The organism is Streptomyces sp. NPDC048277 (genome assembly GCF_040652235.1).
Taxonomy (GTDB): Bacteria; Actinomycetota; Actinomycetes; order Streptomycetales; family Streptomycetaceae; genus Streptomyces.
The window spans coordinates 28,371-47,359 of record NZ_JBEZLQ010000044.1; the positions used below are offsets into that span (position 1 = coordinate 28,371).

An 18,989-nucleotide genomic window follows, 5' to 3' on the forward strand; every position below is an offset into this window, starting at 1 on the left:
ACCGGCGCTTCTCAAGGTGCCCGCAGGACCGCGACCCGCTGAGCGCGACGTTCGCGCTGCCTCTTCGGGTCGGCGACGGGGGCCGCCATCTGGAGACGGCGGGTGTACGGATGGACCGGCGCCGTGGCGACCTGGGCGGCGTCCCCGAGCTCGACGATCCTGCCCTCGTTCAGGACGGCTGTGCGGTCGCTGATGTCGTTGACGACGCCGAGGTCGTGGCTGATGAAGACATACGCGACGCCGGTCTCGCGCTGGATGTCCTTGAGCAGGGTGAGCACCTTGGCCTGGGTGGTGACGTCCAGGGCGCTGGTCGGCTCGTCGCAGACGATGACCGCCGGGGACAGGGCCAGGGCGCGGGCGATGGCGACGCGCTGGCGCTGTCCGCCGGAGAACTCGCGCGGGTGGCGTCGGGCGGCGTCCGCGGGGAGGCCGACCGCGTCGAGGAGCTCGCGGATGCGGGCGGCGGCGCCCTCGACGCCGGCCGCGTCGAGGGGTTCGACCAGGATGCTGCCCACGGTCATGGAGGGGTTGAGCGACGAGTAGGGGTCCTGGAAGACGACCTGGATGTCGCTGGCGATCTTCCGCCGGTGGGCGCGGGAGACATTGCTGATGGTCTCGCCACGGAAGGTGATCGCGCCGCCGCTGACCGGGGCCAGGCCCAGGATCGCGCGGCCGATGGTGGTTTTGCCGGAGCCGGACTCGCCGACCAGGCCGAGCGTCTCACCGGGGGCGAGGTCGAAGCTGACGCCGTCGATGACGGTCTTACCGCGGCCCCGGCGTTCGGCGAAGCGGACCACCAGGTCCTCGACCCTGAGCAGCGGGGCGGCGACGGACACGGGCTCGGTCATGGGGTCTCGATCTCCATCAGCTCGACGCGGCGGGAGGCGGAAAGGAGTTCCTTGGTGTACGGCTCGCGGGGTGCATCGAACAGGTCGTCCACCGAGGCCCGCTCGACGATCCAGCCGTCCTTCATGACGCTGACGGTGTCGCACAGGTCGGCGACCACGCCCAGATTGTGGGTGACGATGATCATGGCGAGGCCGCGTTCCCGGGCCAGTTCACGCATCAGTTCCAGGACTTCGGCCTGCACGGTGACGTCGAGGGCGGTGGTCGGCTCGTCGGCGACGATCACGTCGGGGTCGGAGGCGACCGCGCCGCAGATCAGGACACGCTGCGCCATACCGCCGGATATCTGGTGCGGGTAGAGGTCCATGACGCGCTCGGGGTCCCTGATGCCGACCCGGGTGAGCAGGGCGACGATGCGCTCCCTGGCCTCGTCGGACCCGAGGTCCGTGGTGGCCCGCAGCCCGTACAGGAGTTGGCGGCCGATGGTGAAGCAGGGGTCGAGGTTGGACATCGGCTCCTGGGGGACATACGCGATACGGCGCCCTCGGGCGGCGCGCATCAGGCGCTCGTCGGCGAGCAGGTCGGCTCCGTCGAGGTGCACGCTGCCCGCCAGGGTGAGGGCCTCACGGGGCAGGATGCCGAGGACCGAGAAGACGATCTGGGACTTACCCGACCCGGACTCGCCGACCAGGCCGTGGATCTCTCCGCGTCGCACGTCCAGGTCGACTCCGTGGACCACCTCACGCATCTCCTCGCCCTGGGGGTAGGCAATGCGCAGCCCCCGCAGGGAGAGGATGGCCTCCTGTGCGGCGGGGGCCGGCTGCTTCCCCTCGGCGGCCACGCGGGCGAGCGCCGCCCTGCGCTGCCTGGCGGTCACCGGCTTGCTGCGGGCGGATGCCTGCAGGACATCGCTGAGGGCATTGCCGAGCAGGATCAGCGACAGGATGGTGAGGCTGATCACCAGGGCCGGCCAGACGATCCCCACCGGATTGTTGTAGACGTTCTCGAAGGCCTGCTGCAGCACCACACCCCAGGAACCGGCGTTGGCGTCGCCGAGGCCGAGGAAGGTGACACCGGCCTCGATGCCGATACCGGCGGCGAGGACGAAGGAGCTCTGGATGACGACCGGGACGCGTACCGCCCACAGCACATGGCGCCCGACGATGCGCAGGTCGGAGAGGCCCACGACGCGAGCCGCGTCCACGTACAGCTCGCCGCGCACTCCGACCACGACGCCGCGCACGAGGCGGTAGTAGCCAGGGGCCACCAGGAGGCCGAACACGCTCATGGCGACCGGGATGTCGGGACCGGTCAGGGAATAGAGGGCGATGAGGAGGACGACGCCGGGCAGCGACATCACGACATCGGTGGCGAAGCCGGAGACGGCCTCGAAGCGGCCCCGGTAGAAGCCCGCCACCAGGCCGCTGACGGCACCGACGGCCAGGGAGACACCGAGGACGATGAGACTGGCGAGCGCACTCTGCCGGGTTCCCCAGATGAGGCGGGAGAGCACATCGCGGCCGGAGGCGTCACCGCCGAGGAGGTGCCCGGAGGAGAACACGGGGGCGTCCACGGCCTTGAGGTCCGTGAAGGTGGCGCTGTACGGGGCGAGGAGCGGCGCGAAGACCGCGACGAGCCCGACGAAGGCCACGAACACCAGACAGATCGCGGCTTGCGGGTTGTGCAACAGCCTCACGAGCAGGGGTCGTTCGGTCGAGGAAGCCGAAGCTGCCGCGGCTGCCGGCTCCGGATCGGGCGCGGTCATCGGATTCTCGCCTTCGGGTTGAGGAACATGGTGGCCAGGTCGCCGAGGATGTTCACGACGATCACGATCACGATGGTGACGAGGACCGTTCCCATCACCATGGGCACGTCTCCGGACTGGGCGGAGAGGTTGCCGAGCTGGCCCATGCCCGGCAGGGCGAAGATCTGCTCGACGAAGACGGCGCCGCCCAGCGTGCCGATGAGTTGCAGATTGAGCACGGTGAGGCCGGGACCGCCCGCGTTGCGCAGGACGTGCCGGAAGATCACCTGCCGCTCGGGGATACCACGGGAGCGCAGCGTACGGACGTAGTCCCGCCCCAGGTTGTCGAGCACCGCCGCCCGGAACTGGACGGCGGCACCGGCCACGGAGCCGATGAGCAGCGCCAGCACCGGCAGGGTCACGGAGGAGATCCAGGCGCCCAGGCCGACCTCGGGTGAGGTGTATCCGGTGGCCGGGAAAGCCCTGAAGTGCACAGCGAAGGCGAAGACCAGGGCGATCGCGACGATGAAGGAGGGGACCGCGGTGCCGAGCACGGAGAGGAACTGCACCACCCGGTCCACCCAGCCACCGCGCACCGCCGCCGTGACGCCGAGGACGACGCTGAGGACGGCGGTGAGGACGAGGGTGAGCAGGGTCAGCGCGAGAGTCACCGGGACTCGGACCTCCAGCGCCCCGGCCACGGACTGGCCGGAGAGGTAGGAGTGTCCGAGGTCTCCGGTGAAGACCCCGTGGAGCCAGTCACCGAACTGGACCAACAGCGGTCGGTCCAGGCCGAGTTCAACCATCCGGTGGCGCACGTCCGAGGCGGACGCGCTCATGCCGAGCGTGGTTCTCGCGACGCCTTCGCCATTGCCGTACATCAGGCAGAAGGTGGAGAAGGTCACCAGCAGGAAGATCCCGGCGGCGCGCGTCAGGTGTCTCAGGAGCAGTGCGGGCATGACAGGGTCCGTTCCTCGTCTTCTTCGGGTTCTGTTCGGCCGCTTCGGATGGGCGCAGCTCGTCGGGTACGGAAAGCCGACGTCTACTGGAAGTCGCGCAGGAGCGGGTGCGCGTCGTTCGGGTCGGTGGACTTGGAGATCTTGACGCTGTCGCTGTACGCGTAGAAGACCTGCGGGTTGACCAGCGGGACGTACCATGCGTTGTCGAGGACGTACTTGCCGATGGCCTGCTGAGCCGTCCTGGACTCGCTGTCGCTGCCCGTGAGGATGGTCTTCCAGTTCTTCTCGACGGTGGCGTCGGACTGGTGGGAGACGTTCCAGTAGCCGGCCGGGATCACACCGATCGAGATGTCCTGGATGGAGTCCGCGCTGGCGCCGACGGTCCACAGCGGGGCCGGGTAGTCACCGCTGAGGAGCTTGCTGATGGCGTCGGCGCCGGTCAGGGTCTTGCTCTTCACCGTGATGTTCAGCTCGGCGAGCTGCTGGGTGACGTACGGCAGCAGCACCGTCCACGCCTGGCCCTCCATGGTGGGCAGGGTGAGGGTGAAGCCCTTCTCGTAACCGGCCTGCTTCATCAGCTTCTTGGCTTGGGCAACGTTGTACGGGTAGGCGTCGCCCGCATCCTTGACGTAGGCCGCGCCCTTCTTGTTGAAGAACTGGTACGTCGGTGACGCGAGGCCCTTGTAGAGATTCTTGGCGATGAGGTCACGGTCGAAGACCATGTTCATGGCCTTGCGGACGCGGACGTCCTTGAGGGCGGGGATCTTCTTGCCTTCGTGGTCGGTGAGCATCATCGCGGTGACGCCGGACTCGATCGCCATGACGTTGACGTTCGCCGACTGCTTGGCCTCGTTGTAGGTGTCGGCGGTGACGACCGTGCCGTCGATCTGCCCCGTCTTCAGTGCGCTGAGAGCAGCGGTGGCGCTGCTCAGGACGCGCAGTTCAAGGGTCTTGTACGGGTACTTCTTGGCGTCGTAGAAGTCGGGGTTCTTCTTGAGGACGTACACCGAGCCGGCGGTGGACGCCTTGGCGTCGTAGGTGTACGGGCCCGAGCCGACCGGGGCGGTGTTCTTGTCCTTGGAGGCGAGGTACTTGGCGGAGGCGAGCTTGGGGTTGCAGACCCGGCTGTTCATCAGCGGCTGCGGGTCGGGCCAGGTGATGGTGACGGTGTGCGCGTCGGGGATGTCGAACTTGATGCCGCCGTAGCGGTCCGAGGCCGTCTTGGCCAGCGGCGCGAAGGTCTCCTTCACGGTCTGGGCGGTCACCGGGGTGCCGTCGGAGAACTTCATGCCCGAGCGCAGATGGGCGGTGAAGGACTTCTTGTCGGCGCTGATCTCCCAGCTCTTGGCGGCGGCCGGAGCAAGGCTCCAGTCCTTGTTGCAGCTCACCAAGGTGTCATAGGCCGCCTCGAAACCCCATGCCTGGTAGGCGGGCTGAGCGGAGGGGTCCCAGCCGGTGATGTCGGCGGTCATGCCGAGGACCAGCTTGTCCTTGGTGGAGCCGCCCGCCGCGCCGGCACCCGAGCCATCGGCGCCCTGGCCCGTGCAGGCGGTGAGCAGGAGGGCCGCCGCGGACAGCGGGGCGACGGCCTTGGCCGCCAGGGGAAGTGCGCGTCTCATCATGACTCCTTAGAAGGAAGTGACGCGAGAGGGAGAACCGCGAGAGGGAAGACGTCACCTTCGCAGCGTGTGTAACGTTTTACGAACGGGACCGTAACTCCGGGCCTCCCGAGCGTCAATAGACTGTGTCGTTCGGAGAAGTCACGGTTCGGGCACGAGGATGCGTGGGCGGGGCTTTCGTGCGTGCGTGCACCGGCCGCTGCGGACGGCCGTGCGGGGCCGGTCGATGTTCCACTTCCGGGCAGCCTTGAGAGCGGGTCCGCGTCCCAGGTGCGGGTGGTGACACGAACACCGACTGGATTGGATACCTTGCCGGTTCGGTGAGGACGATGGAGCGCCAGAAGGCGTGGCGCCCCCGGCCGGATACTCAGAAGTCCGGCCTGCCTCGGCATCGGTGTGGCCTCCGCTGTCGAAGCCCGCGCCGCGGGGCTCCGGGAAGGGCAAGGTGGGGCAGTGACCTGCCGGCCGGCTTCAGAACGCCTCCGGCCCCGGCGGGGCTCGCACGGACGGGTACGGAGGGCGGGTCCCTGTCAGGGGTGCGGTCGTCGCACACGTGGTCTCCCGGATCCAACGTCGTTGTTGGCAGTGGCCCGGCCCGTCGGAACGGGCCGGGTGATGCGGGGATGGTGCTCGATGAGGAGGTGAAGAGGCGAAGGGGCGAAGGGGCGAAGGTAGGGGCGGCTGTCAGCCGCCGAGGATGTCCGCGATCCGCTCCTCCAGGGCACCGCCCGGCCGGAAGCTCTCCGGCGGGACGAGCGCCTTGGCGATGAACGCGGCCGGGGCATCGAGGTACGGCTTGACCATGCCCGCCGCCTCGGCCTCGCCCCGCGGCGCGACCCCGGTGGCCGCGGCCGCTTCGACGATCGCCGGCCAGCGCTGGGCGTCGTCCAACAGGTCACGGACGGTGACCGGTTCTGGCCGGCCGGCGGATACGACGGGGTCGGCCGACTCCCAGTGGTACGCGCCGTGCCCGACCACGATGGGTTCGTCCCCGCCCGGCAGATGGATCTCGGCACTGGCCCCGACCGGCACCTCCACATCGAGCCGGAATCGCCCGTCCCGACGCGTCCAGGACACGGCGGCCGGTCCGTACGGCGTGACGTGACGGGTGGCGGCATGCGTGAGCGCCGCAGTCGGCAGCGGTCGGACGGTGACGGTCCGGTAGCCGGGCGCCGCCGGTGCGAGCCCGGCCACGGTGCGGTGCAGCCAGTCGGCGACCGCGCCGAGGGCGTAGTGGTTGAAGGAGGTCATGCCGCTGCCGTTGACCCGCCCGTCCGGCAGCATCGAGTCCCAGCGCTCCCAGATGGTGGTCGCGCCCATGGTCAGCGGGTACAGCCAGGACGGGCAGCCGGTCTGCAGGAGCAGCCGGTACGCCACCTCGGTGTGACCGGTCGCGGTCAGCGCGTCGCATACGATCGGCGTGCCGACGAACCCGGTGCCGATCCGGAACCCGCCGGTGCGCACCAGGTCCGCGAGCCGTCGGCCGGCGAGCCTGCGCTGGTGTTCCTCGGGCAGCAGGTCCCAGGCGATGGCCAGCGCGTAGGCGGTCTGGGTGTCGGAGTGCACGATGCCCGCGCCCGTCACGAAGGTGCGGGCGAAGGCGGCCCGCACCTCCTGGGCCAACGCCCGGTACTTCTCGGCGACGCCCGGCTCGTCCAGCAGCGCGGCGGCCTCGGCGAGGATCTGGGCCGAGCGCGCGAAATACGCCGTGGCCACGAGGTCGGGGTCGGTCCGCGCCTCGTACGGATTGGCCTCGGGGGCGGTCGGGTCCAGCCAGTCACCGAACTGGAATCCACCGCCCCACACCCGGTCGGGACCGGCCAGTTCGGTCACCTTGTCCACCCAGGCGCACATGCTCCGCAGTTGGCGGCGCAGGATGCCGCGGTCGCCGGTGCGCTCGTACAGGGCCCAGGGGACGAGGACGGCGGCGTCGGCCCAGGCGGCCGTGGCGCAGGTGGGGGTGCGCAGGACATCGGGGATGACGAAGGGGACGGAGCCGTCCGGATACTGTTCCGCGGCCAGGTCGGCCAGCCAGGACGTGAGGAAGCCGGCCGCGTCGTGGAGGTAGGTGGCGGTCGGGGCGAAGACCTGGATGTCACCGGTCCAGCCGAGGCGCTCGTCGCGCTGCGGGCAGTCGGTGGGGACGTCGAGGAAGTTGCCGCGCATGCCCCAGACGACGTTCTCGTGCAGGCGGTCGAGCAGCGGGTCCGAGGAGGAGAACCAACCGGAGCGGGGCAGGTCGGAGCCGAGCACCACGGCGTCGAGGTCAGCCGCGTCGAGTCCCGCCACGCCCTGCACCTCGGCGTATCGGAAGCCGTGGAAGGTGAAGGTGGGTTCGAGGGTCTGCTCGGCCACGTCGTCGGCGAGGTAGTAGGTGTCGGCCGCCTTCGCGCCGCGCAGCGGAGCGGTCGCCGGCTCGCCGTTCTCCAGGACCTCGGCGTGACGGACCGTCACCTCGGCACCGGCGGCCCCACGCACCCGAAGCCGGACCCAGCCGACCAGGTTCTGGCCGAAGTCGACCAAGGTCCGGCCCGTCGGCGAGGTCCACACCTTCTGAGCGGGAACGGTCTCGGTGACACGGATCGGCGGCCCGTCGGGGGCGACCAGGCCGCCCAGATCCGCGTCGACCACCTCGACCGAACCGGTGCGGTGCGGGAAGGCGGGGCCCGCGCGGCGCAGATCGGTGATCTGGCCGTCGTAGAGGTCGTCGGCGAGGATCTCGCTCTCCCGTGCCGTCCAAGAGCCGTCCGCGCCGGTCGTGAACCGATGCATGCTCCCGTCGTCGGTCGTGACCTCCAGCTGGGCGAGCAGGGCGAGCCGGTCCCCGTAGAAGCCCCGCTGCTCGAAGAATCCGATACGGCCGCGGAACCAGCCGTTGCCGAGCGGCACTTCGAGGATGTTCTCCCCTTCCGTCACCAGGCCGGTGACGTCGTGGGTCTGGTAGCGCAGCCGGTGCTGGTACGCGGTCCAGCCGGGCGCGAGGAACTCGTCGCCGACCCGCGTCCCGTTGAGGACCGGCACGTACAGGCCGTGCGCGGTGATGTACAGGCGTGCGGTGCGGATCCGGCCGGGCAGGGTGAACCGTCCGGTGAGCACCGGGGCGGGGTCGCCCTGTCCGCCGAGGCCGTCCGCGGCGGCCGGGGTGATGAACCGTGCGCTCCAGTCCCCCGGTTCGAGCAGGCCGCACTCGGCGACGGCCGGTTCGCTCCACGGACTCCAGTCGTCCCCGTGGGCGACCCGGACCCGCACCGCGGCGGCTTCCCGCGAGCCGAGGGGGGTGGCCGGCCACGGTACGAGCACCTGCTCCCCGTTCTCCACCCGGTAGGAGGTGACGCCGGTCTTCCGGCGCACCTCCACCTCGTACGCGGTCTGTCTGAAATCGGCGGCGGCCGAGGGGAGCGTCCAGCTGAGGCGCGGGGACGAGTTCCCGAGGCCCAGCACCGGGCCGGACTCGGTGCGGTGCTCGAACCGCGGCTGGTCAGGGGCGGCGGCCATCGCCATGCGGGGTACTCCATGGGGTGTCGAGGCCGACCTGCTCGGAAGGGAGGGGCCGACCGGATCAGATCGGTGAACTGCCGGACGGGGCCGGGATTCCGCCCGGGCGGGAAGCTCTCGGGCAGGGCCGCCGCCGGCCTCATGCATCGTTACACGGAAGGGGCCGGGTCACCAGGCCGGTGCCCTGGAGCCGGTTTCCGGCGCCGGCCCCCCGGCCCGTCGGTCGTCACTGGAGGTCGCCGTCGAGTGTCCACTCGTCGTGCCAGTCGATCACCGGCAACCCGTCCTCCGCCCGGAAACGGATCGGGAGCCACACGTAGTCGGCCACCGAGGTGTCCGCCTCGGGCTCGGTGAAGTCCGGTCCGGGCAGGCCCCTTTCCTGCGCGGAGAACATCTCGTCGAAGATCTGGTTCCGGTCCGACTCCTCGGGAGACAGGTGCGGAAGCCAGCGGTCGGCGAGCGCGATGTAGAGGTCGGGGCGCTCCGGATGCCGGAAGACCGAGCTGACCTGGGTGCGGTAGGAGGTCCCGGTGGGGTCGCCCGGGTGCGGATCACCGAGGACGGTCCACGGACCGTGCCAGGTGTCGGCCACGGCGACCTGGGAGCGGTTCGGGTAGTAGCTGGTGGTTCCCGACGTGATGAGGTAGTGCCGCCCGTCGCGCTGGAAGTGGGCGGGGGCCTCACGGACGAACGGGGGCCGGCGGAGCGGGAAGTGGGTGGAGTAGTAGCCGGTCACGCCGGTGTAGTCGTCCGTCAGGTCGGCGCAGATCAGCTCGGAGTGGACGCGCTCGAAGTAGTAGTAGCCCTTGCCGTCCCACGGGTCCACGGCCAGGTCGAAGTCACCGGCACTCATCCCGAGCGGCTGCAGCCCGGTGCGGACCACGCCGTAGGGGCCGAGGATCGAGTCGGCGGTGAGGACGGTGGAGCGCTGGACCCCGTCCGCTCCCATGATCTTGATCCAGCAGACGTACTTGCCCGTGCGGGGGTTGCGCAGGATGTGCGGGCGGTCGACCTTCTGGGCGGGGTGCAGGGGGTGGTCCCGGTCGTCGAGGACGGGCGGGACGATCAGGCCGCGGTCCTCCCAGTTGTAGAGGTCGGTGGAGGAGTAGCAGCGGATGCCCGAGGTCCACACGCCGCTGCCCGGCCTGGTGTGCTCCTTGTTCTCGCCGTACCAGTAGTAGACGCCGCCCTCGTACAGGACCGAACCGCCGTGGGCCTGGATGCGCTCTCCCTTGGTGTCGAGCCAGGTCTGGCCCGGGCGGAAGGACTTGTACATCACGACTCCTGCTGTGTAACGTTCTACGACCATGCGACAGGCGGACGTTAGACGCGAGGTCCCATGGCCGTCAAGAGCCGACCCGCGTCCCGGACAGACCTCCGCTCCTCGCCCGCCCAGCGCCTGCCTCCTGGAACGAGGACCATGCCCGTGCCCCCTTCTCCCACTGCCCCCGGCACCACGCCCCTGCCCCACCTCGACGCCTCCCTGTCCGCGCCCGAGCGGGCCGAGCTACTGCTGCGGCAGATGACCCTGGAGGAGAAGTGCGGGCAACTCAGCTCCTTCCTGCCCTGGGCCTTCGTCAACCCTGACGGCTCCGTGCTCCCCGGATCCGCGCAGGAGCTGCTCGCAAGCTGCCCGCCCGGACACATCGCCCAGCTGATCACCGACGACCCCGCACAGCTGGCACGCCTTGTCGGCGCGGTACAACGACAGTTCCTGACCCGCACCCGTCTCGGCATCCCGGCCCTGTTCCACGCCGAGGCCCTCAACGGTCCGCTGGCCGGCGGTCACATGGTGTACCCGACGGCGATCGGCCTCGGCGCCACCTTCAGCCCCGACCTCGTCCGGGCGATGAGCGACCTGACCCGCCGGCAGCTGCGCCGCGCCGGTATCGCGCACGTCCTCTCCCCCGTGATGGACATCGCCCTCGACCCCCGCTGGGGCCGCGTCCACGAGACGTACGGCGAGGACCCCTACCTCGCCGCCGCGCTCTCCGTCGCCTACACCCAGGGCATGCAGGGCGACGACCTGCGTGAGGGTGTCATCGCCACGGCGAAGCACTTCCTCGGATACGCGGCCTCGCTCGGCGGCCGTAACCAGGCGTCGGTGGATCTCGGTCCGCGCCGCCTGCGCGACCTCTACGCCTATCCCTTCGAGGCGGCCATCCACCTGGCCGGACTCGGCTCGGTGATGAACTCCTACGCCGCCATGGACGGCGTACCCGTGAGTCTCGACCGCTCCGTCCTCACCACCCTGCTCCGGGACGTCCTGGGCTTCGACGGCTTCGTCTCCTCCGACTACGACTCCCTGCCGCTTGCGGTGGACGTCCAGAAGGCCGCCGCCACACCGGCCGAGGCGGCGCGGCTCGCCCTCACCGCGGGCCTCGACGTCGAGTTCCCCGCCCCGTACGGCTACGGGGAGGGACTCGCGGAGCTGGTGCGGAACAAGGAGCTGGACGAGAGTGTCGTCGACACCTCGGTCCTGCGGGTGCTGCGGGCGAAGTTCGCGCTCGGCCTGTTCGAGAACCCGTACCCCCACGAGACGATCGACGTGCGGGCGACCGCCACCGAGGGGCGCGAGGTGTCCCGTGAACTCGCCCGCAGAGCCGTCGTCCTCGCGGCCAACGACACCCGCCTGCTGCCGCTGCCCGCGGACCGGTCCCTGAACGTGGCCCTGATCGGCCCGCACGCGGACACGGTGCTGCGCCAGTTCCCCGCCTACACCTTCCCGGCCTGGCGGGAGGCGGTCAACGGCGTCATGGAGGGGGCCGCCGGCACCATGGCCGGGGCCCAGACCCCGGAGGCCTCCTGGTTCACCACCGTCCTGGAGGCCGCCGACCCCGAGCAACTCGCCCGAACCCGCTACGGAGCCAAGCCCCTGGGCGAGGAGATCGGCGAGTTCGCACGGTCGGTGACGGTCGAGCCGGGGTGCGGACTGATCCGCGAGCTGGACGACGAGTCGGCGGCGGTCGCGGCCGCGGTGCGTGCCGCCGAGGACTGCGATGTGGTGGTCCTCGCGCTGGGCGGGGCCAGCCTGTGGTTCACCGGTGACCGGACGGAGGGCGAGGACTCCGACACCGCGGACATCAGCCTGCCCGCCGTGCAGACACGGCTCGCGGAGGCGGTCGCGGCGACCGGGAAGCCGCTCGTCGTCGTCCTCTTCCAGGGCCGCCCGTACACCCTGCCCGACGTGGTGCGCTCGGCGCAGGCCCTGGTGATCGCCCCGTTCGGCGGTCCGTTCGGGACGAGCGCGGTGGCCGAGGTGCTGTTCGGCGCGGTCGACCCGAGCGGCAAGCTGCCGTACAGCGTCCCCCGCCACACCGGCCAGATCCCGGTGTACCACCATCAGCCCGCCGGCACCGGGTACCGCAAGCCGGTCGCCCCGCACAACCCCCACCACTACCTGGACATGACCGCCGCTCCCCTGTACCCGTTCGGGCACGGCCTCAGCTACACCACCTTCGAGCTGAGCGAGCTGTCCTACGACGCCGAGGTGGCCACGGACGGACGGCTCACCGTCTCGGCCGTCGCCGCCAACTCCGGTGCCCGCTCCGGCGCGACGGTGGTCCAGCTGTACGTGGGACTGCGCACGGCGGGACTGACCCGGCCGGCCCAGCAACTCACCGGGTTCGAGCGCGTCGAGCTGGCGCCGGGCGAGCGACGGCGGGTCACGTTCACGGTGGACGCCTCCCAGCTGGGGTGCACCGGGACCGACGGAGCGTTCTCGGTGCGGCCGAGCGCGGGGGAGCTGTTCCTCGGGCTCGACTCGGACGACAAGCGGCTCACCGGGGAGTTCACCCTGGCGGGACCGGTGCGGACGCTGCGCAGTGCGGAGCGGGCGTTCCTGTCCGAGACGGGGTCGACGGCGGTGACGACGGGCTGATCCTCGCTGGAGCCGGAACGCTTCGGGGCCCGTGCACATCGCGTGCACGGGCCCCGAAGCGTTCCACGGCCGGCTATCGCGTCAGCTCATGCGTGCCGCGCCCGAGTTCGACCGGCCCGTGCCCGGGCAGCCGTACGGTGGCGAGGGTGCCCTCGGGGACGGTGACGTGGACCGTCCTCCGCTCCCCCGCCCGCTGCCAGGCGGCACGGATCTCGCCGTACGGGGTGCGGTGGGTGGTGTCGGCGCGGGTGACGCGGTCGTCGTGCGGCGGGCTCACGTCGAAGGTCCGCCAGCCCGGGGCGGTGGCGGACAGGCCTCCGACGCGCTGCTGGATCCAGGCGGAGACCGATCCCAGGAAGAAGTGGTTGCGGGAGCGGGCATCGAGGCCCCACGCCTCCCACAGGGTGTCGCTGCCCGCCTGTCGCCACACGTCCCAGCCGGGCCGGGTCGGCCGGGTGAGGACGGTGACCGCGAGATCGAGACGTCCGTGGGAACCGAGAACCTGCGGAAGGTACTTGACGCCGATGGCCCCGCAGTCGAGGTGCCCGTCGGTGCGCTGCTCCAGGTCGTCGGCGAGAGATCGGAACACCGCCGCGACGTGCTCGGCGGGTACGGCGTCGAAGGCGAGCGGCAGGATGTTCATGGTCTGCCGGTATCCCACACCGGACACCGGCGCTGTGTAACAGCCGCTCGCGGGGTCGAAGTAGGCCGCGTGGTAGGCCGAGCCCAGGGCGCGGGAGGCGGACTCGTACCTCGACCGGGCCTCCTCCTCGCCGAGTTCGGCGCAGATCAGGGCCATTCGGTCGGCGAGGAGCTTGACCATCATGGTGCCGGTCGGCGCCGCCCCCTCGGGGGCGAAGGCATGGCCCGGCGCCAGCCAGTCGGTCCAGCTGTGCAGGGGCCACAGCCAGCCGGCACCCTCGGCGATCGCGAGGACATGGTCGGCGTATGCGCGCAGAGCGGGAAACTGTCGGCTCAGCAGCTGCCGGTCGCCGTACTCCCAGTACAGGTTCCACGGAACGAGAACGATCGAGGCGCTCCAGGCCGGGTCGAGGCCACGGCCCCAACCCGGCGTGGGGACGATCGTGGGCACGGTGCCATCGGCGTCCTGGGCGTCGACATGGTCGTCCACCCACTTGGCGAAGGTGGTGCGGAGATCGAAGTGGTGCAGGAGGGCTTCCGTGGCCAGATGGGTGTCGGCGGTCCAGCCGTTCTTCTCGTACACGGGGGTGTCGGTGGGGATGCCGTGCAGGTTGTTCAGGAAGGTGCGGGCGGTGGCGGCGTCGATCCAGGCGAGGGTGGGTTCGTCACAGTCGAAGGAGCCGATCCGCTGGACATCGGTGTGCAGGGGCACGGCACTGACCCTCTCCACGTGCGCCTCCGCGCCGACGACCCGGACACTGGCATACCGGAAGCCCTTGTAGGTGAACTCCGGCTCCCAGAGGGCTTGTCGCTCGGTACCGGTGGTCACGTAGCGGTCGGTCTGGGCCTCACCCGCCGCGAGGATGTTGTCGCAGAACACGGCGCCGTCCGCGTCCAGGGTCTCCCCGTACCGGACCACTACCTCCGCGCCCGGAAGGTCCGAGGTCAGGGTGAGCGCCGCCCGCCCGGCGATCGTCACCCCGAAGTCGTACACCGTGCCGTCGGTCGGATGCGGGGTCGCTGATACCGGCGCCAGCGGGGCGAAGCGGCGGATCGGCGGCAGTTCGGCGGGGACAAGGCGTCCGCCCGGCCCGGTGACCACTGCGGCCGCCGTCCAGGGCGCGCGGGCCGCGGCTGCCGGGTCGTGGGTGACGCCCGTGTAGAGGACGTCACTGACCACCTCGCCGGCGGCGGTCTCCCAGCTGCCGTCCGAGACCAGTCGTCCGCTTGCGCCCTCGCTGTCCGACCATTCGAGCTGGGCGAGCATCATCGGCTCGCGGTGTGCGGGGGCCAGGTTCCAGCCCCAGGTGCTGCCGCCGCGTGCCGCGAAGAAGCCGCGGCCGAGGGCGGCGCGAATCTCGTTCCGGCCCTTCCTCAGCAGTGCGGTGACGTCGTACTCCCGGTAGAGCACCGTCTTGTCGTACGCCGTCGGCGCCGGCTCCAGTACAGCATCGGTGACGGGGTGTCCGTTGACGGTGAAGTGGCCGTAGCCCAGGCCGACCGCGTACAGGCGTGCTGCGGAGGGTTCCGTGTCGAGGGTGAAGCGACGGCGGAAGGCCGGGTCGGGTGCGGGAACGGTCTCGACGCCGACACACCGGAGTCCACCCTCGGGCAACCCGTCACGGCAGGCGGCGCCCGTCAGGGGGGTCGGCGACACGCCGTCGTCCGCGGCACCCGCCGGGACCTGCGCGAACCCGCGCCAGCCGATCCGGCCCGAGACCGCCCGCAGGCGCAGCGTGTACGTGCCGGGCGGAAGCGGCGGGTCGAAGGCGAGGAAGTTGGTGAAGCGGTCCCACACGGCGATGTGGTCGGTGCCGACGGTGGTGGAAGGGAGCGGCTTGCCGGCCTCGTCGCACAGTTCGATCTCGGCCACCGGGCTCTCCGCGTCCGGCCGCACCGCGTCCACATTGACGGCGGTGACCGGCCCTGGAGCGGTGAAGGACTGCGACAGGGTGTGTCCCGGTTCGGCCCAGGCGATGTGGTCACCGTCGACGGCGCGCAGGACGCGCTGCCCGGACGGTACGGGCCTGGCGATCCATTGGGCGGTCCAGCGCGGTGCACTGTGGTGCCGGTTGCTGTGCGGCGCGTGAGTCACGGCTTCCTTCATGGTGTGAGCACAGTTCGTATAACGTTACACATGAACGCTAGAGAGCCCCAGTACCCGTGTCAACGAAAGCTGCGGCACTCGGGAGGCGGTTCCCTGAAAGGCCTCTCCGCTGTCCGCTGCGACCACGCCGCCCTCTCAGGGCTCGACGGACGGCGGGGCCGCAGCGGTGGAGCGCGGGACGAGTCGTGGCGCGATGACGTAGTGCACGGGCCTCTCACGGCCCTGGATGCGCTCCAGCAGCAGTCGGGCGCTCACCGATCCCGTCAGCGGCCCCGACTGGTCGACGGTGGTCAGCGAGATCCTCCCGATCCGGCTGGGCATGATGTTGTCGTAACCCACGATCGACACATCGCCGGGGACGGACAGACCCCACTCCTCGGCCGCTCGCAGGACACCCAGGGCCGCGACGTCGGCACCGGCCAGGATCGCCGTCGGCGGTTCGGCGCGGGAGAACAGTTCTCGGGCGGCCGCGTATCCGCCTTCCTCGCTGTAGGAGGTGACAACGACGTCCGGCTCCAGGCCACGACGACGCACAGCCGCCTCGTAGCCGTGCCGGCGCGCCGTGTGGGACAGCACGAAAGGCTCCCGGAACGGGCCGTCGGGCATGGCGGTGTGAGCGATCCGGCGGTGGCCGAGAGCGGCCAGGTGATCGACGAGCAGCGCGGCGCCCAGCCGGTCGTCACTGGTCACCGTGTCGAAGTTCTCCGGAGCGCCATGCAGCGCGACGGCCACGACCGGGACGCGGACAGCCAGTTCCTCGACCCAGGCCACCTCGATCCAGGGCGCGACCAGGACGAGCCCGTCGACATGGCGGTCCACCAATGCCTCGATGGCCCTGCGCTGCGCCTTGGGCTCGACGCCGCCCAACGCGATGATCTCCTGGAAGGCCGTGTCGCCCAGTTCCTGACTCACTCCGTGGGCGACCTCGGTGGGGAACGGCGAGGACAGGTCGGGAAGGACCACACCCACCGTGAAGGTGCTGCCGCGCATCGCCCGCGCCCCGGCGTGCGGACGGTAGCCCAGGCGCTCGATCGCCGCGTTGACACGGTCACGCATGTCCGGGCTGACGCCGTAGGCATCGCGAACAACCTTGGAGACGGCCGATACGGAGACACCCGCTTCCCGCGCCACATCCTGCATGGTGGCCCGCCGAGTGCGGACCGGTGACTGCGCCCGCGCGATGGTGCGTTCGTCCCCCGCAGTGTTCATGCGGCGCATCTTAAGACAGTTATGGCGAACGTTCTACCAGCCCGGATTCGTGCCTCGAACAGCGCATGCACCGCAGTCTCTTGATGAAGCCCAAGAGTCAGTCACGTTACAGAATCGTAACCATTCGAGGTGCCCCACGACTCTTGACGCTCCACCGGGCGACTCCATACGTTCCCGGCGTAGAACGTTGCATATCCTGCTCCTCTCGCCCGCCTGCACGACTGTGCACACCCCTGGGCGCAGGACAGCGCGACGAACTCACACCACCCCGCATCCGCACACGCCACAGGGCAGCCGAGCGGCTGCCGACGAGCACCCCGGCGCCGTCCGTACAAGGGAGAAATATCATGCTCAGACCTGATTCGTTCGGCGTCCCGAACCGGGCTCCGGCGTGGTCCCGGCGTCACTTCGTACGGAACACCGCGGTGGGCTCCGCCGCCGTGGTCGGCGCCTCGGCGCTCGGCACGCAAGTCGCGTCCGCGGGCGCACCGGCCGCCTCCTCGGCCTCCTCCAACGCCACGGCGTACGAGATCGACCCGGCGTACGCCAACCCCGTGATCGACACCACTGACGACCTCACCTCACCAGTCCCCCATCGAAGGGTGACCGGTCACTTCGAGGGCACCGACAAGAAGTTCACCTTCTGCTTCCCGCCCAAGCGCCAGTGGCGCGGCCGGTTCTTCCACAAGGTCTACCCGTCGATCAGCGAGACCCCCTCCGACACCGCGGTCGCGTTCGGCGCCGACAGTGGCGCCTACACGGTGCAGTGTGCGGGTGGCGGCGGGTTCGCCGCCGACGCGGCGGCCGCCGTCTTCTCCCGGAAGGTGGCCGCTGCCTACTACGGGACCACCCGTCGTATCCACGGCTACATCTACGGCGGCAGCGGCGGCTCCTACCAGACGATGGGCGCGCTGGAGAACACGACAGGTGTGTGGGACGGCGGTGTGCCGTTCATCGTGGGTGCGCCGACGGCGATCCCGAACAACTTCCACGTACGGATGATGGCCTATTACGTGCTGCGGGCGAAGGCAGATCACATCGCCGACGCGTTGCGGCCCGGCGGCAGCGGCGACCCGTACGCGGCACTCGACGCGGCCGAGCGTGTCGCCCTCGAAGAGGTGACGCGCATGGGCGTCCCCGCGCGCGCCTGGGACGATTCCGGCCATGTCATGGGCCTGGACAACCGGGTCATCCTCACCAACTTCAACTACATGGCCAAGATGTTCGACCCGACGTACGCGGACGACTTCTGGAGCGCCCCCGGTTACCTCGGCACCGAGAAGTCGGCGCTGGGCGAGCGGTTCCGCGAGGGACTTGTCGACGACACCGTCGCGATCACCAAGGTCGTCCTCGACTCCGACAAGGCCCCGACGAGCCTCACCCTCGCCGCGGCCCCGTCGAAGGACGTGACCGGCGCGGACCTCACTCTGTACGCCGCCGACGGTACGAAGATCGGCGCGCTGCAGGGCTCCCTGGACGCCGACACCCGCACCGTCACCGTGGCGAGCGGCAACTACGGCACAGTCCTCGCCGGCATCGCCGAGGGTGCCCGGCTACGGATCGACAATCGCTGGTTCCTCGCCCTGTGCTCCTACTACCGGCATCAGATCCCGAGCCGCGCCGGGTTCCACGTTTGGGACCAGTTCCTGAACGCGGACGGCAAGCCGCGCTACCCGCAGCGCTCCGTCGAGATCGCCCCGCTCATCTCGAAGGGCGCCGCCGGCGGGGGCGGTTGGACCGGGCTGCTGAACGCGAAGACCATCGTCGTCGCCAACCTGATGGACTCCGACGCCTTCCCCTGGCACGCCGACTGGTACGACCAGCAGGTGCGGACCCAGCTCGGGGACGCCTACGACGACGCCTTCCGCCTCTGGTACAACGACTACGCGGACCACCAGGAAGACGCCCCCATGACGCCCGCGCGTCAGACGCACTTCATCGACTTTCCGCTGATCGTGCAGCAGGCGCTGCGTGACGTGAGCGCCTGGGTGGAGCACGGCAACAAGCCGCCCCGGTCCACCAACTACACCGTTTCCGACGGCCAGGTGAGCGTTCCCGCGCGCGCGTCGGTCCGCCATGGTGTGCAGCCGGTGGTCCACCTGAGCGTGGGTGACGGGGACCGCGTCGAGGTCGGTACGGGGCAGCGGGTCGTCTTCCGCGCCACGGTCCAGGTGCCGCGGGGTGCGGGCGAGCTGGTGTCCGTCGAGTGGGACGCGCGAGGTACGGGTGCGTTCGTGCCGGTGCCGTTCGGTGCGGGGCGCGACGACGTGGAGCTGCACCGTACCCACGCGTACTCCGAACCCGGCACCTACTTCGCGGTCCTGCGCGCCACCGTGCAGCGCGAGGGTGATGCGAAGACCCCGTTCGCACGGGTGCAGAACCTGGGTCGCGTACGCGTCGTCGTGCACTGACCCTCTGACCGACGGCCGCGCTCAGCGCCGTCTCACCGGTGCAGGGCGGGCGGAGCCGCTCGGCCTCCCCGCTCGGG

The 18,989-nt window shown here is 70.4% G+C and carries 10 protein-coding genes; 2 read left to right on the forward strand and 8 right to left on the reverse strand.

Annotated features, from left to right (window positions below; all coding sequences use genetic code 11):
* Nucleotides 1–11 precede the first annotated feature (11 nt).
* The 6 genes from AB0D85_RS49290 to AB0D85_RS49315 form a co-directional block, all read right to left on the reverse strand.
* Nucleotides 12–848, reverse strand: a complete 837-nt coding sequence (locus AB0D85_RS49290) for an ATP-binding cassette domain-containing protein (protein ID WP_362337217.1) — start codon at nucleotides 846–848, stop codon at nucleotides 12–14.
* A complete protein-coding gene (locus AB0D85_RS49295) occupies nucleotides 845–2,542 on the reverse strand; it encodes a dipeptide/oligopeptide/nickel ABC transporter permease/ATP-binding protein (protein WP_362337220.1) in 1,698 nt (565 codons plus the stop codon). The genes AB0D85_RS49290 and AB0D85_RS49295 overlap by 4 nt, the downstream gene beginning before the upstream one ends.
* Nucleotides 2,543–2,607: 65 nt before the next feature.
* Nucleotides 2,608–3,549: an ABC transporter permease gene (locus AB0D85_RS49300; RefSeq protein ID WP_362337222.1), complete on the reverse strand. Its 942-nt coding sequence runs from the start codon at nucleotides 3,547–3,549 to the stop codon at nucleotides 2,608–2,610.
* 83 nt (nucleotides 3,550–3,632) lie between these two features.
* Nucleotides 3,633–5,168, reverse strand: a complete 1,536-nt coding sequence (locus AB0D85_RS49305; RefSeq protein WP_362337225.1) for an ABC transporter substrate-binding protein — start codon at nucleotides 5,166–5,168, stop codon at nucleotides 3,633–3,635.
* A 684-nt stretch (nucleotides 5,169–5,852) separates the two neighbouring features.
* Nucleotides 5,853–8,669, reverse strand: a complete 2,817-nt coding sequence (locus AB0D85_RS49310; RefSeq protein WP_362337227.1) for a family 78 glycoside hydrolase catalytic domain — start codon at nucleotides 8,667–8,669, stop codon at nucleotides 5,853–5,855.
* Nucleotides 8,670–8,889: 220 nt separating this feature from the next.
* Complete coding sequence (locus AB0D85_RS49315; protein WP_362337230.1) at nucleotides 8,890–9,939, reverse strand: family 43 glycosylhydrolase; 1,050 nt, start codon at nucleotides 9,937–9,939, stop codon at nucleotides 8,890–8,892.
* Between the two features lie 150 nt (nucleotides 9,940–10,089).
* Here AB0D85_RS49315 and AB0D85_RS49320 point away from each other — a divergent pair, with 150 nt between their 5' ends.
* The gene (locus AB0D85_RS49320; protein WP_362337233.1) at nucleotides 10,090–12,543 is read left to right on the forward strand and encodes a glycoside hydrolase family 3 N-terminal domain-containing protein; all 2,454 of its coding nucleotides are present in this window, start codon (nucleotides 10,090–10,092) and stop codon (nucleotides 12,541–12,543) included.
* Between the two features lie 73 nt (nucleotides 12,544–12,616).
* Here AB0D85_RS49320 and AB0D85_RS49325 read toward each other — a convergent pair whose 3' ends face one another.
* On the reverse strand, nucleotides 12,617–15,292 hold the full coding sequence (locus AB0D85_RS49325) for a family 78 glycoside hydrolase catalytic domain (RefSeq protein WP_362337236.1): 2,676 nt from the start codon (nucleotides 15,290–15,292) through the stop codon (nucleotides 12,617–12,619).
* Nucleotides 15,293–15,427: 135 nt separating this feature from the next.
* On the reverse strand, nucleotides 15,428–16,501 hold the full coding sequence (locus tag AB0D85_RS49330; RefSeq protein ID WP_362337238.1) for a LacI family DNA-binding transcriptional regulator: 1,074 nt from the start codon (nucleotides 16,499–16,501) through the stop codon (nucleotides 15,428–15,430).
* A 347-nt stretch (nucleotides 16,502–16,848) separates the two neighbouring features.
* Here AB0D85_RS49330 and AB0D85_RS49335 point away from each other — a divergent pair, with 347 nt between their 5' ends.
* On the forward strand, nucleotides 16,849–18,912 hold the full coding sequence (locus AB0D85_RS49335) for a Tat pathway signal sequence domain protein (protein ID WP_362337241.1): 2,064 nt from the start codon (nucleotides 16,849–16,851) through the stop codon (nucleotides 18,910–18,912).
* The last annotated feature ends 77 nt before the right edge of the window (nucleotides 18,913–18,989 follow it).

Bases quoted from the DNA above. Each gene is read 5' to 3' on its own strand.
- AB0D85_RS49290 (WP_362337217.1), bottom strand. From the start codon at position 848: ATGACCGAGCCCGTGTCCGTCGCCGCCCCGCTGCTCAGGGTCGAGGAC.
- AB0D85_RS49300 (WP_362337222.1), bottom strand. From the start codon at position 3,549: ATGCCCGCACTGCTCCTGAGACACCTGACGCGCGCCGCCGGGATCTTC.
- AB0D85_RS49305 (WP_362337225.1), bottom strand. From the start codon at position 5,168: ATGAGACGCGCACTTCCCCTGGCGGCCAAGGCCGTCGCCCCGCTGTCC.
- AB0D85_RS49310 (WP_362337227.1), bottom strand. From the start codon at position 8,669: ATGGCGATGGCCGCCGCCCCTGACCAGCCGCGGTTCGAGCACCGCACC.
- AB0D85_RS49315 (WP_362337230.1), bottom strand. From the start codon at position 9,939: ATGTACAAGTCCTTCCGCCCGGGCCAGACCTGGCTCGACACCAAGGGA.
- AB0D85_RS49325 (WP_362337236.1), bottom strand. From the start codon at position 15,292: ATGAAGGAAGCCGTGACTCACGCGCCGCACAGCAACCGGCACCACAGT.
- AB0D85_RS49330 (WP_362337238.1), bottom strand. From the start codon at position 16,501: ATGAACACTGCGGGGGACGAACGCACCATCGCGCGGGCGCAGTCACCG.
- AB0D85_RS49335 (WP_362337241.1), top strand. From the start codon at position 16,849: ATGCTCAGACCTGATTCGTTCGGCGTCCCGAACCGGGCTCCGGCGTGG.